The organism is Mycobacteriales bacterium, from assembly GCA_035504215.1.
Classification (GTDB): Bacteria; Actinomycetota; Actinomycetes; order JAFAQI01; family JAFAQI01; genus DATAUK01.
The window spans coordinates 1-13,430 of record DATJSI010000014.1 but is presented as its reverse complement, the minus strand read 5'-3'; the positions used below and the strand labels follow the sequence as shown (position 1 = coordinate 13,430).

The following is a 13,430-nucleotide window of genomic DNA, read 5'->3' as shown; positions in this document are numbered from 1 at the left end:
TGAGGGGACCGCTGCCTGGGACGCCGGCGCGCGCGCCGAGCAGGTCAACCATGCGGTCGCGGCGGCGCATGCGCACGACACGGAGATCAACGGAACGCTCACGGCCGCGGTGACCGAGCTCGCGGTGGCGAACACCTCGGAAGTCAACCGGTACGCCGCGGCCACCGAAGCGGGGATCAGCATGACGGTCCGCTCGGGCGCGGGGTCGTCGCACTACGAGGACATCGGCCGCTCGATGTTCCCGCTCGGCATCGACGCCGCGATCGACGCGACGGTCGAGCGCGCCGTACGGATGGCGGATCCGGAAGGGCTCGAACCCGGGCGCTACGACGTGGTCTTCGGGCCGCTGGCTGCCGGCGAGCTGGTGTCGTTCTTCCCGGCGTTCGGTTTCACGGCACCGGCTCTGCGGGCCGGCGTCGGGCTCGCCGCGCGGGCTGATCGCGTGCTGTCGCCGCTGGTGACGATCGCCGACGACGCGACCCGTGGACCTGGGCTCCCGTTCCCGTTCGACATGGAGGGCACCGACCGGCGTCGGGTTGCGATGGTGGTCGGGGGTGTGCCCGGCGACGTGGTGAGCGACCTTGCGACGGCCGACGTGACCGGTGGCTCGACCGGGCACGCGCACATCGCCCGCGAGGAGTCGCCGGCGCCGGTGGCAGCGAACCTCCGGCTCGAGCCGCGCTCGGGTGACACCGCCGCGCTCGTCTCGGGAGTCGGTCGCGGGGTCTACGTGGAACGGCTCTGGTACACCCGGGTCGTCGACGCCGAGTCCGGGACGATCGCCGGTACGACGAGAGACGCGGCATGGCGGATCGAGGACGGCCGGTTGACCACTCCGCTGGCGGGCTGCCGGTTCAGCGAGAGTGTGCTCGACGCGTTCGCGCGGATCGACGCCATCGGCACCGCCATCGGTTCGCATCCGTTGATGAACGTCTGGAACGGCTGCGTCAGCGCGCCTTCGATCCGGGTGCGCGGGTTCCGGCTCGGGCTGCCCGCGCAGAGCGCCGACGAGGGGGTTCGATGAAGGTAGAGACCAATGCGGGTGCCGTCGTCACCCAGGTGCTCAGCGGCGAGGTGTGGCCGCCGCTCTCCGACCGGCATGCGTTCCGGGTCGACCCCGACGGCCGGCCGTTCTCGTTGCCGGGCATGGGCGGGGTGACGCTCGGCGTACATTGCGGCGATCCGGCCACCGGGTACGCCGGTGACCACGTCGAGCCGGGTCTGTCGGTGCGGCACCGTGATCCGGACGCGAACATGGCGCTGCAGTTCCTGACCTGCGTCGGCAACGTCGTGCGGGTCGCCGACGGGCCGGCCGCGGGCGCCGAAGGCTTCGTCATCGGCCAGCACGCTTACGTGCTCGTCGACCTCCCCGAGGACCGGATGCAGCAGGTCGCGACCGGCGACGGCGTCACGGTGTTCGCCGTCGGCCAGGGCCTGCGCCTGTTGGAGCATCCGGCGATCCGCGTCAAGAACTGCTCGCCCGATCTGGTCGCCTCGATGCCCGGAGCAACTCTGGGCGATGGGCGGCTCGAGGTGCATGTTGCGGCGGTCGTGCCACCGGAGGCGGTGGGCGCGGGCAGCGGGATGATCAGCGAGTACGCCAACACCGACTTGATGGGCGCCTACGCCGGTCTCGGCGACGACCTCTCGCTCGGGCTGGAAGGACTGCGGGTCGGTGACCTGGTTGCCCTGACCGATCAGGACCATTCCTACGGCCGGGGCTACCGCGAGGGCCACCTCACCGTCGGGGTGATCTCGACCGGGCACTGCATGCTCTTCGGTCACGGTCCCGGGCCCTCCTCGTTGCTGTCGGGACCTGCCGAGGCGTTCTCCGTCGTGGTGGACCAGGATGCGAACCTCGGCACGTTCTTTGCGGAAGGCCGGTCGTGACCGCCGGGCGGCTGGTGGCCAACAACCTGCTGGGTGTGGTGGAGCACCCGTCGAGCGGCGGCCATCCGTACCAGGTCGCGCGCTCGGGCGAGTCCTACGTACCCGTGGGCGACGGTGGCATCGTGCTCGGCGTCGACCTCGGGGACGGCGTGTTCGACCACGTCGCCGACCATGCCGCGCCCGGCGTGTGCCTGGTGCACCCGGATCCCGCCGCTCGCGCGTCGCTAACCGGACTGTCGTGCGCGGGCAACCTCGCAACGGTGCGCAGCGGCGGGCAAGCCGGCGCGACCGGCGTGGTCATCGGCAAGCGCGGCGAGTCCGGGCGGGTCATCGTGCACTTCGGCGACGACGTTCGTGCGGGCCTGCGCCCCGGCGATCACGTTGCGGTGCGCGCGGAAGGGCAGGGGCTGGCGCTTCCGGAACATCCGGACGTCACCGTGGCGAACCTCAGCCCCGCGTTGCTCGACCGGCTGCCGGTCCGGACCGGGAACGGCGCGGTCGTGGTCGGCGTACGGTGCGTCCTGCCCTCGATGCTGGTCGGCAACGGGGTCGGCCGGCCGAGCGTGGCATGGGACATCGACCTGCAGGTCCACGCCGACACCGCCGAGCGGTGGGGCGCGCAGGAGCTGCGGCTCGGGGACCTGGTCGCGCTGTCCGATGTCGACGCACGGTGGAACATCGGGTACCGACGCGGGTGGACGACGGTCGGGATCGTCGTCCACGGTGGCAGCCCCCTGCCGGGACATGGTCCCGGCGTTACGCCGATCTTGAGCGGCGGTCCCGGCACAATGGTCATCGATGCGGACGCGCGCGCCCACCGCGGCGTGACCGCCCGCGTGGTCGAGGAGGTAGCCGATGCGCGACCGGGAGCGTCCCGGTGAGGCGCCGGGCAGAAGGCGGGATCGGTGCCAGCTCTGAATCACGTCTCGCTACCCGACGCCGTGCGGCTGACGTTGCGGCGGCGGATCCTCAACGCGGAGATCCCGGCCGGCGCTCGCCTGGTCGAGACCCAGCTGGCCGCGGAGTTCGAAGTGAGCCGTACGACGATCCGCCAGGCGTTGCGCGACCTGCAGTCCGAAGGGCTGGTCGAGCTCGCGCCGCGACGGCACTGCGTCGTGACCCGCATGGACGAGAAGGACGCGACCGACGTTCTCTATGCCCGCTACACCCTCGAGCTCGGAGCGGTGCGCGAGTGGATGCAGAACCGGCCGCCGGGATTCGACGACGAGCTGCGCAGGGAGCTCGACGCGATGCAGCTGGCGGCAGAGAACAACGACACCTTGGCCGCGGTGGAGGCGGACACCCGTTTCCACGGGCTGCTGGTCGCGGCCGGAAACCGCAACCGGCTCGACCAGCTCTGGCACACCCTCGACGGCCAGATGGGCGCGCTGATGCGATCGTCCCTGGAGCGCCAGCACAGCGACCTGGCCGACCTTGCGCAGCGCCACGTCGACCTGGCGCGGATCATCTCCAGCCGGGATCCGGAGGAGATCGAGGCGGCGCTGCGCGAGCACTACCTCGCCTGATGCCGCGGCGCCGCGGCTCGGCCGGTGAACCCTGATGCGGCACGGGTTGTTCTTCCCGGCGTTCGAGGGTCTCGCCGACCCATGGGTGGTGGTCGACGTTGCCCGCCGCGCAGAGGCGGCCGGCTGGGACGGCATCTTCTTGTGGGACCACCTGCTCTACGAGGACATTGCCGAGATCAGTGACCCGTGGATCGTGCTCGCAGCGGTCGCGACGGCGACCGAGCGGATCCAGCTGGGCGCGATGGTGACGCCGCTGACCCGGCGGCGGCCGGCCGTTCTTGCCCGGCAGGCGGTCGCCCTCGACCAGCTCTCCGGGGGCCGGCTGATCCTCGGCTTCGGCCTCGGCGACGACGGCCGGGTGCGCGAGCTGTCGTCGTTCGGCGAGGTCGTCGAGCCGCGCGTGCGCGCCGAGCGGCTCGACGAAGGACTCGCCGTGGTGACCGGCCTGCTGTCCGGTGCCGAGGTCAGCCATCGCGGCACCCACTTCGCCGCGGACCGGGTGCGCTTCCAGCCGGTCGCGGCGCGGCCGGGCGGTATTCCGATCTGGCTCGCTGCCCGGTGGCCGCATCGGGCTCCGATGCGCCGAGCCGCTCACTACGACGGGTTGTTCACCATCCAGCTTCCGGGCCCGCAGGAGGTCGCCGAGGTGCGCCGGCGCATCGTCGACGAGCGCGGCACCCTCGACGGATTCGACATCGTCTGCCAGGGCGGGCCCGACGTCGATCCGGCGCCGCGGGCGGCCGCGGGAGCGACCTGGTGGTTGACGCAGTACGGCCCTTACGGAATCGAGCCGGACCGGTTGCTGGAGCTTGCCTCGGCCGGTCCGCGAGTGGATGGTGCGGCATGAGCAGACCTGCTCCCGGTCCCTACGTCAGCCCGCCGTCGCTCGCTGCTGCCGCGTTGCCGGAGTACGTCGCACGGTACGGCGCAAGCGTGCTCGACCTGGACCGCGCAGTCGCGGCCGCGCCCGGCCCGCCGGATCTCATCGACCTGACGCACGGCGACACCCGCGCCTTCCTGCCGCCGGACTGGGCGCTGCGTGGCTTCGACACAGGTGCTGCAGACAACACCGAGGCCTACACCGCGTACCGCGGGAGTGCGAGCGTGCGCGAGGTGCTCGCACCGCGAGTGGCCGCGCTGCTGGGCCGTCCGGTCGATGCCGCTCGAGAGCTGATCGTCACGCCCGGCTCACAAGGAGCGTTGTTCGCGACGCTCTCCGCGCTGGTCGGGCCCGGCGACGTTGTGATGCTCGCCGACCCGGACTACTTCATGAACGAGCGCATCACCCGCTATCTCGGCGGCCAGATCGTCCGGGCCGCGCCGGTTATGTCGGCGGACGGCCTGCTCGAGTTCAGCTCAGAGGACATGGTGCGGATCGCCGCCGTGCTGCCCAAGGTCATGCTGCTGAGCAACCCCAACAACCCCCTCGGTGGCGTCTACACCGCCGCGGCCGTCGAGCAGCTGGCGGCGATTGCCCGCGCGGCGGACGCGACCGTCGTGGTCGACCAGCTCTACTGCCGCCTGATCTTCGGCGCCGCGACGTACACGCATCTGTCTGCGCTGCCCGGGATGGCAGAGCGCACGATCACCTTGCTCGGTCCGTCGAAGACCGAGTCGATGAGCGGGTACCGGGTCGGGCTCGGCGTCGGCCCGCCTGCCGTCGTCGACCAGATGGAGCGAGTGCTCTCACTCGCCTCGCTGCGCACCGGCGGCTACTCGCAGCAGGTCTTGCGCGGCTGGCTCCAGGACGACCGGGACTGGCTGGCCGAGCGCACGGTTGCGCACGAGAAGCTGCGCGATGAGGTGGTCGAGCGGTTGCGGGCGATCCCCGGGGTTGCGGTGCAGCCGCCCGCCGGCAGCTCCTACGTCTTCCCCGACTGCAGTGCGGTCGACGGACCGTACGGCGATGACGACCACGCCCTGACGATCGCGTTCAAGCAGGCAGGAGCGTTGGTGAGCCCCGGCTACCAGTTCGGTCCGGCCGGTCGGGGTCGCTTCCGGATCAACTTCTCCCAGGATCACGACCGGCTGAGCACCGCACTGGACCGGATCACCGGCGTCTTTCGGTAGCGGCGTCTGATCAGCAGAAACTGATCAGGCTAGACTGATGGTATGAGCCAGTCGCGAAACCCCGACGTTGCCGACGTGGCGGCCGCGGTCCAGCTCAGCGTGCGGCTGCTGGTGCGCAGCCTTCGCCAGGTGACCGGCGAGGGTGAGCTGAGCCTTCCGGAGATGTCTGCTCTCGCCCGCCTGGACCGCACCGGACCGACGACGTCGGCGGCGCTCGCGCGCGAGGAGCAGATCAGCCCGCAGTCGATGGGTTCGACCCTCGGGTCGCTGGAGGAACGCGGGCTGGTCGAGCGCCGCGCCGACCCCGGCGACGGCCGGCGCGTCGTACTGTCCATCACCCCGGCGGGCTTCCGGGTGCTGCGCAACAAGCGCAGTGCACGCGCCAAGGAGCTGGCCAGGGCCTTGTCGACCGACTTCACCAAGGCCGAGCTGCGCCAGCTGATGGCGGCGGCCCCGTTGATCGAGCGACTCGCGCAGCGCATCTGATGCCGGGTGCCGGCCGCAAGGCTGCTGACCCCGGCGGGCGGTACAAGTGGATCGCGCTGTCGAACACGACGATGGCGGTCTTCATGTCCGCGCTCGACGGCTCGATCGTCATCATCTCGCTGCCGGCGATCTTCCGCGGCATCCATCTCGACCCGCTCGCGCCGGGCAATGTGGCCTACCTGCTCTGGATGATCATGGGCTACCGCCTCGTGCAGGCGGTGCTGGTCGTCACGCTCGGACGGCTCGGGGACATGTATGGCCGGGTCCGGATCTACAACGCCGGTTTCGTGGTCTTCACCGGTGCGTCGATCCTGCTGTCGGTCGACCCGCTGCGTGGCGGCCACGGGGCGATGTGGCTGATCGGCTGGCGCACGCTGCAGGCGCTCGGCGGATCGATGCTCACGGCGAACTCCGCGGCCATCCTGACCGACGCGTTCCCGGCGGAGCAACGCGGGTTCGCGCTCGGCGTCAACCAGATCGCGGCAATCGGCGGGCAGTTCATCGGCCTCGTGGCCGGTGGCTTGCTGGCCGCGGTCGACTGGCGGGCGGTGTTCTGGGTGAACGTCCCTGTCGGGCTGTTCGGCACCGTGTGGGCCTACCTGCGGCTGCGGGAGACCGGCGAGCGACACAAGGGGCGGATCGACTGGTGGGGCAACCTCACCTTCGCGATCGGACTCGGTGCGGTGCTGGTCGCAATCACCGACGGCATCCAGCCGCATGGCGGGCACAGCATGGGCTGGACGAACCCCGAGGTGTTCCTGCCGCTCGCCGCCGGCGTACTGCTCCTCGTCGGCTTTGTCGTCATCGAAGACCGCGTGAGCGATCCGATGTGCCGCCCGGCGCTGTTCCGGGTCCGGGCCTTCGCCGCCGGCAACGCGGCGGGTCTGGTCGCCGCGATCGCGCGTGGCGGGCTGCAGTTCATGCTGATCATCTGGCTGCAGGGGATCTGGCTGCCGCTGCACGGATACGACTTCGCGAACACGCCGCTGTGGGCGGGCATCTACCTGTTGCCGCTGACCGCGGCGTTCCTGCTCGCCGGGCCGTTGTGCGGAGCGCTGTCCGACCGGTACGGCGTGCGCGGGTTCGCCACGATGGGCATGGTGATCTTCGGGGCCAGCTTCGTCGGCATGATCTACCTGCCGGTGAACTTCCCGTACTGGGCGTTCGCCTTGCTCATCTTCACCAACGGGATCGGTGTCGGGATGTTCAGCGCGCCGAACTCGTCGGCAATCATGGGAAGTGTCCCGGCGGCGCAACGCGGCGTCGCCTCGGGAATGCGATCGACGTTCCAGAACTCCGGCACCGCGCTGTCGATCGGAGTCTTCTTCTCCTTGATGATCGCGGGCCTCGCAAGCACTCTGCCGACGACGCTGACGCACGGGCTGGTGCGCCAGGGAGTGCCGGGAGGCGTCGCGCACCAGGTCGGGTCGCTGCCACCGGTCTCGTCGCTGTTCGCTGCGGTGCTCGGAGTGAACCCGGTGCGTCACCTGCTCGCGCCGAGCGGCGTACTGCACACCCTGCCGGCGTCGGCGCAGCAGACCCTCACCGGCCGGCGCTTCTTCCCTGAGCTCATCTCGGCACCGTTCCACCACGGCCTCGTGGTGGTGTTCACGACCGCGGCCGTGCTGTCGCTGATTGGCGCGGTCCTGTCTCTGCTACGCGGCCCTCGCGCTCGCCGTCCCGCCCCACCCCTGGAGCCGGCACTTGTCCCTACCGACTGAACTCCGACCCGCGACTCCGCTGCTCCGCGGATCTCTGCACGGCTACGTACCGCCGGCGGTATCCACGCGTGCACAGATCCGGTCCGGGTTGTGACGATTCCAGAAGGCGCTTTGCCGGCAGGGCTCGGTAGTAGTGTCCCGCTATGACTGCCCCGGGCTATGGGTCTGCCGACCAGCCGCGTGCCTTCGCCGTGACTCGTTACAACGAGCGGATGGCAAACCGGGTGGCTCGGCGAGCGCACCTCGACGAGCATGCCGTTGCCGTTGCGTTTACCTTCAACAACCTGCTCACGATGTGCGTCTTCGGGTTCATCGAGGATGTCGCAAACCTGGTGCCCGGTATCGGCGGCCTGCTGCAACTCGCGGTCTCGCTGCTGAGCTTCTACTTCCACCGGATCGTCCTCGTCACGGACGCACGCGTATATGTCTTTCGCGACTGGCCCCTGCACATCCCGGGCAAGCAGCTTGCGGTCTACAACCGGGGTCCTGGCGTCGTGCGGATCGGTAGTGACCGCAAGGGCGGCCTGTCCGGCTTGATTCGTCGTGGCGAGCTCAACTTCCAGGACGGGACCGTGGTCTACCACAGCCCGATTTGGATCCGCCGCGCCCAGTACGTCGCGCAGGAAGCGAATCTTCCGCCCGGCCGATGACCCCTCAATGCACGAGGGACGCGAGGTGCCTTCTCGCGGGGCCGCGCCCGGGTACGCCCGCTGCCACCGATGGCCCATGCGTGGGGCTATAGCCCCACCGATGGGCCATGCGTGGGGAAATCGCCGAATCGGGCTCCGATCCCCTAAAGGGTCACATCCACCACGACGATGACCGCTTTATGCGCTTGAGCCGACCCGCCATGCCCACGGTTGCTGCCTCGGTGGCAGCGGTGGCGCTTGTCGCCGCGGTTGTGGCGGGGGCCGTCGAGAGCAAACACCACTCGCACAAGCCGCAAGGGTCCGGCGGTCAGTCGTTGTCGCTCGCGCAGCGGCAGTCCATAGTGCATCAGCTAAACACAATGACCCTGCACAAACGGTTTGCTCACACGACCATCTGTCCGCAGCCGAGCAACCCGCTGGACGCCTGCTTCTCCGGTCCGCTGACTGGCACGGTCCCGTCGGCTCTGACTGCGGCTAGCGACACCGATCGGATGCTGACCTCCCTCGGCATCGCCCTTGGCTTATCCCGCAGTTGCTCGGCGGTGACGGGCGGGCCGCAGGGGAGCGGCTATTACTGCAACTCGAACGGCACCTGGCACGGCAATCCCGTGTTCACGACCGTCTTCGTCTCGAACGCTACACACAAGAAGGCCACACACAAGAAGGCCACGCCCGCCCGCCTCTACGCGATGGTGTCAGTCTCCGCTTCTTGATGCGGGGGGCCGGCGGTGCTGTCGGCGCCGTGACACCGGTGCGCTGCTCACGGGCCCGGTCAAGCCGTCACCGGGGATCGCCGATCACCACGATGTGAGCGTCGAGGGGTTCTTCGCGGTTGTCCCGTCCCCTGCCGAGGGGTCATCGACCGCGACCGGAGTGCAGGGGCCTCAAAGAGTACGTCGAAACCGGCTACTCGCGGCCTCTGTGGTGTTGCTCTTGGTCGCGGTCGGCGTTCTGCTCGCCGTGTTTCGCGGGGACACGGGCGCACACGGCCCGAGCACCGGGTTGCAGGCATCGACCGTCCTGAAGGTTCAGTTTCCGTCGAGCGTTGAAGGCGCCCCGCTCCAACCTTCCGAAACCTCGCTGCTGACCTCACAGCTTGCGAACTTGGCCTCCCGTGTGCCCGCGCTCGCGCTCAGTACTCAAGTGCAATATCACCAAGTCGGAGGCGCCGACATCTTCATCGCAGGTGGTCCCCTACCGGCCGCGCTCCGGTACAAGGGCAACGCTCAGCAAGTGTCACTGCTGAATCAGATCCTCCATCAGGTTGGCGGCCCCAAGGCCAGGCGCCCCGAGGGCTGGGGGCCGATGCCCACCGGGACGCTTGGCGGTCAGATGTGGTGCGGAACCCAGTCCGTCGGTGGCGGCACGATCGGGCTTTGCTATGTCGTCGACTCCCAGAACGTTTTGATGATCACAACGTTTGGAGATAGTCCCCAGACGACGGCGGAGCGGGTTCGTCCGCTGGTTGAAGTCCGGGCCAACTGACGCGGGTCACTGGGCCTCGCACCAGAGCCGGTTGCGTTCGTCAGGCTGAATCCCCGACCGGCGCACCCTCACCTCTCGGTCGCGCCGGTCCGGCACTGTGCCGCCAGGTTGCGCGCCGAATGGGAGGTCGCGACGCCGCACCGGTGGCCCATGCGTGGGGCTATAGCCCCACCGATGGGCCATGCGTGGGGCTAGAGCCCCACCGATGGGCCATGCGTGTCGAGGCAGCGAGGGTTCCGCTCGGCGGGGCAGTCCGGGACTGCGCCTAGGCTGAGGCCGAACGTGTCGTTGGCCGGAGGGAGGCGCCATGGCCGACACCTGTACCCACCTCGACACCATCGCCGATGTGACGCCGTCCAGCGATGGCTGCGAGGACTGTCTGAAGATCGGTGGCCGTTGGGTTCATCTCCGGCTGTGCATGGCCTGCGGGCATGTGGGGTGCTGCGACTCCTCGCCCAACCGGCACGCGACCGCGCACTGGCACGCCGAGCCGGACCATCCGATCATCCGCTCGTACGAACCGGGCGAGGACTGGTGGTGGTGCTACGTCGACGAGCTGATCTTCGACGTGGAGGGCGCGCCGCCGGCGCCGTCACATCCGTGACCGAAAACCTCGACGGATCACCGCCGCCGGAGGCGTACCCCTCGCTGTCGCCGAACCAGGTCGCGACCCTCGTTGCGCGTGCCACCGCGCAGGACGTGGTCGCGGGCGATGAGCTGTTCGCCGCGGGCGACCGCGAATACGACTTCATCTACATCGAGTCCGGTGAGGTCGAGATCGTCCGGCTGGAGACACCCGACTCGCCGGAGCAGGTCGTCGCCGTACACCCGGCCGGCCGCTTCCTCGGCGAGCTGAACCTGCTGACCGGACAGGCGGTCTATCTGACGGCGCGGGTGCGCGAGCCGGGGCGCGTGTACCGGATCCCGCCGCCGGCCTTCCGGCGGCTGATGGCGGAGGACGTCGACCTCTCCGACGTGATCCTCCGCGCGTTCCTCGCCCGCCGCCGCGCGCTGCAGACCGGGGAGGGCAAGCGCAGCATCGAGATTCTCGGCGCCTCGCTCTGCGCGGCGTCGCACGCCTTGCGCAACTGGGCCGCGCGCCAGCAGCTGCCGCACTACTGGATCGACGTCGACAGCGACGAGGGCACCGCGCTCGCGGCCGCGATCGGTGTGACGTCGGTGGACCTGCCGGTGGTGCTGATGGCACCTGCCGTGCGGCTGACCAACGCGACACCGGGAAAGGTGGCCGAGGCGATCGGGTTGTCCTACCAGCCGTCGCGTGGGCGGGTGTACGACGTCGTGGTGGTCGGGGGCGGCCCGGCCGGTCTCGCTGCGGCCGTGTACGGCGCGTCCGAAGGGCTCGACACGATGCTGCTGGACGCCAATGCGGTCGGCGGGCAGGCCGCAGCGAGCTCCAGGATCGAGAACTACCTCGGCTTCCCGTTCGGGCTCTCCGGCGGAGACCTGACGGCTCGGGCCCAGCTGCAGGCGCAGAAGTTCGGCGCGCATGTCTCGACGCCGTGCGCCGTGACCTCGCTGCGGGTCGAGGACGGCCACCTGCGGATGATGCTGTCCGACGGCACCGAGGTTCCCGCGCACGCAGTCGTGGTCGCGACCGGCGCCAGCTACCGCACCCTGCCGCTGGAGCGCTGGTCGCACTTCGAGGGCGCGGGGATCTACTACGCCGCGACCGAGCTCGAGGCTCGCAGCTGCACTCCCGACCCGGTCGCGGTGGTCGGCGGTGCCAACTCGGCCGGCCAAGCGGCCTTGTTCCTCGCCGAGCGGGGTTGCCCGGTGCAGCTGGTCGTGCGCGGCGGCGACCTCGCCAAGGGGATGTCGACGTACCTCGTCGAGCGCGTCGTGTCGCATCCGAGGATCGAGGTCTGCCTGCAGACGGAGGTCGTCGGTCTGCACGGCGGGGTCGGGCTCGAGGCCATCACCTCGCTGACGGCCGGAAACGAGCCCGAGACCCGCGAGTGCCACGCGCTGTTCTGCTTCATCGGCGCGAAGCCCGCGACGAGCTGGCTCGACGGCGTCGCGCTCGACGACGACGGTTTCGTGCTCACCGACCGGGACCTCGACGACACCGTGCTGCCCGCGTCATGGTCGGTGTTGGGCCGGCGCCCGCTGCCCTACGAGACCAGCGTGCCTTGCGTGTTCGCGGTGGGCGACGTCCGCTGTGGATCGATGAAGCGGGTCGCGTCGGCCGTCGGTGAAGGCGCGAGTGCAATCCGTTCCGTGCACTCCGCGGTCGCGCCGCTCGTGCCGCTCTCCTGACCCGTCGGCTCGCCGGCCCGTACCAGCGCGACCCCGGCCAGCACCAGGACGCCGCCGAACAGCTGCCAGGCGTGGGGGAGCTGGCCGAGCAGCAGCCAGGCCCACAGCACGGCCGCGACGACCTCCAGCAACCCGACGAACGACGCCAGCCGGGCTCCGAGGACGCGCGCCGCGCGCACACCGAGCAGGTACGACGTAACGGTCGAGATGATGGCGACGCCGAGGACCGGAACCACCCAGCTCATTCGCGCGCCGCGCAGCGTGACGTCGCCGGTCGTCATGTGCATCGGGAGAATGCCGATCAGCCCGGCCACCTGGATCGCCACCACGCCGACGACGAGTGAGGACCAGGTGAGCGCCAGCGGGTCGAGCGCGGTAGTCGACCGCGCACTCGCGACGAAGTAGTACGCCAGCCCGACCGCAGCGCCCGCCGCCCAGAGGATGCCGATCGCGTTGAGCCGCCCGGCATTGGTCAGGTCGAGCACGAAGCACAGCCCGACAACTGCGCACCCCGCGCCCGCGGTGGTGAGCCGGCCGGGACGCTGCCCGTGAACCGCCCACATCCACGCCACCACCAGGAAGACGCCCATGTACTCGAGCAGCAGCGCGACGCCGACCGAGAGGTGCGCCACCGCCTCGAAGTAGCACAGCTGGCCACCGGACACGGCTACGACGCCATAGATAAGGACGTGCCGCCGGGTCTGCCAGAGCTCAGCCCAGCTCGACCCGATGCCACGGCGCAGGCTGCGGAGGGCGACCGGCGTGAGCAGCAGCGCGGCGACCGCCATCCGGGCCCGCACGACCGCAGCGGGTGACCAGCCGGCCCCGACCAGCGCGGTGGCGAACGAGCCGGACATCCCGAAGCACGCCGCCGAGGCGACCGCCATCGCGAGCCCGGCGAGCGCGGCCCGCCGGTGCTGCTCGGTGCCCATGGTGCGGTCTCCTTCACGAACGACGGTCGTACCGAAGCGGTGCTGAGAAGGAGCCAAAGTGCGTACACTCCTTACCGGAATAACCTTAGGGGCGAGAGTGTAAGGAGTCAAGTGATATTCGCACATGACACCGAGCGCGCCCTCGCCGAACTGGTCGCGCTGTTCAACACCGCGCCGTCGGAGTTTCACGGTGAGGAGCTGAACACCGTCCGGGATCTCGACGAGTTCCTCCGGGTGTGGGAGTGGACCGGGTCGCGAACGCGCGACCGCGCCGAGCTCGACGGCGTCCAGCAGGTCCGGGACCGGCTGCACACCGTCTGGCTGTTGCTCGGCACCGATCGCGGGCTCGACGCCGCGGTCGAGATCATCAACGAGCTGTTGCGCGACGCCCCT

Annotated in this window: 14 protein-coding genes and 1 pseudogene; 14 read left to right on the top strand and 1 reads right to left on the bottom strand. The window is 70.0% G+C overall.

The window, feature by feature from the left end:
• The 13 genes from VME70_01415 to VME70_01355 form a co-directional block, all read left to right on the top strand.
• Positions 1 to 1,024 (top strand): metallopeptidase TldD-related protein (locus tag VME70_01415; protein HTW18853.1); only part of this gene is annotated, 1,024 nt, incomplete at its 5' end.
• Positions 1,021 to 1,890, top strand: a complete 870-nt coding sequence (locus tag VME70_01410) for a DUF4438 domain-containing protein (protein HTW18852.1) — start codon at positions 1,021 to 1,023, stop codon at positions 1,888 to 1,890. The genes VME70_01415 and VME70_01410, both read left to right, overlap by 4 nt.
• Positions 1,887 to 2,771, top strand: a complete 885-nt coding sequence (locus VME70_01405; GenBank protein ID HTW18851.1) for a DUF4438 domain-containing protein — start codon at positions 1,887 to 1,889, stop codon at positions 2,769 to 2,771. Before VME70_01410 ends, VME70_01405 begins: the two co-directional genes overlap by 4 nt.
• A 24-nt stretch (positions 2,772 to 2,795) precedes the next feature.
• On the top strand, positions 2,796 to 3,416 hold the full coding sequence (locus VME70_01400; protein HTW18850.1) for a GntR family transcriptional regulator: 621 nt from the start codon (positions 2,796 to 2,798) through the stop codon (positions 3,414 to 3,416).
• A gap of 34 nt (positions 3,417 to 3,450) precedes the next feature.
• Positions 3,451 to 4,263: an LLM class flavin-dependent oxidoreductase gene (locus tag VME70_01395; GenBank protein HTW18849.1), complete on the top strand. Its 813-nt coding sequence runs from the start codon at positions 3,451 to 3,453 to the stop codon at positions 4,261 to 4,263.
• The gene (locus tag VME70_01390; GenBank protein HTW18848.1) at positions 4,260 to 5,486 is read left to right on the top strand and encodes an aminotransferase class I/II-fold pyridoxal phosphate-dependent enzyme; all 1,227 of its coding nucleotides are present in this window, start codon (positions 4,260 to 4,262) and stop codon (positions 5,484 to 5,486) included. The genes VME70_01395 and VME70_01390 overlap by 4 nt, the downstream gene beginning before the upstream one ends.
• Positions 5,487 to 5,528: 42 nt before the next feature.
• Positions 5,529 to 5,972 (top strand): MarR family transcriptional regulator, encoded by a 444-nt coding sequence (locus VME70_01385; protein HTW18847.1) that lies wholly within the window; start codon positions 5,529 to 5,531, stop codon positions 5,970 to 5,972.
• Positions 5,972 to 7,693 (top strand): MFS transporter, encoded by a 1,722-nt coding sequence (locus VME70_01380; protein ID HTW18846.1) that lies wholly within the window; start codon positions 5,972 to 5,974, stop codon positions 7,691 to 7,693. The genes VME70_01385 and VME70_01380 overlap by 1 nt, the downstream gene beginning before the upstream one ends.
• A 143-nt stretch (positions 7,694 to 7,836) precedes the next feature.
• Positions 7,837 to 8,343, top strand: coding sequence for a hypothetical protein (locus VME70_01375; GenBank protein ID HTW18845.1), 507 nt, complete (start codon positions 7,837 to 7,839; stop codon positions 8,341 to 8,343).
• 107 nt (positions 8,344 to 8,450) lie between these two features.
• Positions 8,451 to 9,056 carry a hypothetical protein gene (locus VME70_01370; protein ID HTW18844.1) on the top strand — a complete coding sequence of 202 codons (606 nt, stop codon included), beginning with the start codon at positions 8,451 to 8,453 and terminating at the stop codon, positions 9,054 to 9,056.
• A gap of 208 nt (positions 9,057 to 9,264) precedes the next feature.
• A complete protein-coding gene (locus tag VME70_01365) occupies positions 9,265 to 9,828 on the top strand; it encodes a hypothetical protein (GenBank protein HTW18843.1) in 564 nt (187 codons plus the stop codon).
• A gap of 307 nt (positions 9,829 to 10,135) precedes the next feature.
• Positions 10,136 to 10,432 carry a UBP-type zinc finger domain-containing protein gene (locus tag VME70_01360; protein HTW18842.1) on the top strand — a complete coding sequence of 99 codons (297 nt, stop codon included), beginning with the start codon at positions 10,136 to 10,138 and terminating at the stop codon, positions 10,430 to 10,432.
• Positions 10,429 to 12,105: an FAD-dependent oxidoreductase gene (locus tag VME70_01355; protein HTW18841.1), complete on the top strand. Its 1,677-nt coding sequence runs from the start codon at positions 10,429 to 10,431 to the stop codon at positions 12,103 to 12,105. The genes VME70_01360 and VME70_01355 overlap by 4 nt, the downstream gene beginning before the upstream one ends.
• A gap of 32 nt (positions 12,106 to 12,137) precedes the next feature.
• Here the strand turns inward: VME70_01355 and VME70_01350 are convergent.
• Positions 12,138 to 12,992 (bottom strand): annotated as a pseudogene (locus VME70_01350) (DMT family transporter).
• 156 nt (positions 12,993 to 13,148) lie between these two features.
• On the opposite strand from VME70_01350, the gene VME70_01345 reads away from it, so the two are divergent.
• On the top strand, positions 13,149 to 13,430 hold a 282-nt coding region (locus tag VME70_01345; protein HTW18840.1), incomplete at its 3' end, for an ABATE domain-containing protein.

Bases quoted from the DNA above. Each gene is read 5' to 3' on its own strand.
- VME70_01410 (HTW18852.1), top strand. From the start codon at position 1,021: ATGAAGGTAGAGACCAATGCGGGTGCCGTCGTCACCCAGGTGCTCAGC.
- VME70_01395 (HTW18849.1), top strand. From the start codon at position 3,451: ATGCGGCACGGGTTGTTCTTCCCGGCGTTCGAGGGTCTCGCCGACCCA.
- VME70_01390 (HTW18848.1), top strand. From the start codon at position 4,260: ATGAGCAGACCTGCTCCCGGTCCCTACGTCAGCCCGCCGTCGCTCGCT.
- VME70_01385 (HTW18847.1), top strand. From the start codon at position 5,529: ATGAGCCAGTCGCGAAACCCCGACGTTGCCGACGTGGCGGCCGCGGTC.
- VME70_01380 (HTW18846.1), top strand. From the start codon at position 5,972: ATGCCGGGTGCCGGCCGCAAGGCTGCTGACCCCGGCGGGCGGTACAAG.
- VME70_01375 (HTW18845.1), top strand. From the start codon at position 7,837: ATGACTGCCCCGGGCTATGGGTCTGCCGACCAGCCGCGTGCCTTCGCC.
- VME70_01370 (HTW18844.1), top strand. From the start codon at position 8,451: ATGCGTGGGGAAATCGCCGAATCGGGCTCCGATCCCCTAAAGGGTCAC.
- VME70_01360 (HTW18842.1), top strand. From the start codon at position 10,136: ATGGCCGACACCTGTACCCACCTCGACACCATCGCCGATGTGACGCCG.